Below are 988 nucleotides of genomic sequence, written 5' to 3'. Positions count from 1 at the left end.
ATACCGAAACGTATGTTGAGTTATGGTGGATTGCTTAAACAAAAACATAAAATTTTAAATTTAGACGATGCCGAAGATGGCAATTTAATTAATACAAGTGACGAAGATAAAACAACAGACGAAGAAGAAAAAGCACATTCAATTACTGCAATTTGGAATTTTGAAAAACAAAATTATTACTTAAAAGATTTGAAACGTTAGCTTAAAAGCTAGCGTTTTTTTTATGTATTTTTGCCCCTGCAGGAACTATAGCGTTCAACCGGCATGGTTGACCAGTTTTACCATGAAAATTTTAATTTGCATGTAAATGGGCAGTGTCTGAAAAATTCGCCACTGGTTATGTACAAAAAATGAGATAAACAATTTAACTTTTTAAGTTATATAAATTTTAGGGAGTTCCAATCAAATTAGAAAAATATATAAAAAAGTTATATCGTTTTTCTGGCTTATGTTTAAAAAGTACAAGTGATTGTATTTAAAATGACTTTAGCAACTTAAGTAATATGTCTTTTGAATACAAGTTAAATGTCAGAAAGATGTACCCTTATTTTGCTCATATTTGCGTTTTAAAAAACATATATAAATATACAGGTATAAAAATATATAAATATAGAGTTTGCTCTAAATACCCCCTTAAAATTCAAAATAAAGGCATTTAAAAATTAAGAAAATAAAAAAGCTACTAGCAAAAAACTAGTAGCTTAAATCTTAGTTAAATTTCTATGTAGTATTAATTTTTATATCTACGCTACAACGTCGATTCTAGTTCGTGCAGTATTAATTTTTATATCTGCGCCACAACGCCGATTCCTTAAAACTAAGATAAAAATTGACGAAGGTCGATTATGGTTTTTTACGCGTTCTTTTTAGAACGCATAAGTGCGCCCTTACGGGATTTAACTAGATTATAACGACGAAAAATAGACCTGTAAAGCAATAACAGTTGGGTCTACTTTGTCTACTGGGCAGACAAGAAAAGAACACGCAT

1 protein-coding gene is annotated in these 988 nt (G+C 29.5%); it reads left to right on the top strand.

Going from position 1 to position 988, the window contains the following annotated elements:
- A partial coding sequence (locus KA824_RS09260; protein ID WP_210133262.1) for a protein rep occupies positions 1-201 on the top strand: 201 nt, incomplete at its 5' end.
- Positions 202-988 lie beyond the last annotated feature (787 nt).

This window comes from Staphylococcus sp. GDY8P198P, assembly GCF_017891615.1.
GTDB lineage: Bacteria > Bacillota > Bacilli > Staphylococcales > Staphylococcaceae > Staphylococcus > Staphylococcus cohnii.
Note: the sequence above shows the minus strand (reverse complement) of the source record. Positions and strands in the feature narration are given on the sequence as shown.